The 212-nt window shown below is 55.2% G+C and carries 1 tRNA gene; it reads left to right on the top strand.

The features are described from left to right. The first annotated feature begins 55 nt into the window (after positions 1 to 55). Positions 56 to 147 (top strand) — tRNA-Ser (locus GQY27_RS21395). Positions 148 to 212 lie beyond the last annotated feature (65 nt).

Raw genomic sequence — 212 nt, 5'->3', positions numbered from 1 at the left:
AGCACTCGACTGTTAATCGAGTTGTCACAGGTTCGAGCCCTGTTCGGGGAGCCATGGAGAGGTGTCCGAGTTGGCCGAAGGAGCACGATTGGAAATCGTGTAGGCGCCAAAAGCGTCTCGAGGGTTCGAATCCCTCTCTCTCCGCCACTATATTTTTGCAAGGCCCGTTGGTCAAGGGGTTAAGACACCTCCCTTTCACGGAGGTAACAGGG

Origin of the sequence: Paenibacillus sp. An7 (assembly GCF_009870785.1) — a bacterium.
Classification (GTDB): Bacteria; Bacillota; Bacilli; order Paenibacillales; family Paenibacillaceae; genus Paenibacillus.
Note: the sequence above shows the minus strand (reverse complement) of the source record. Positions and strands in the feature narration are given on the sequence as shown.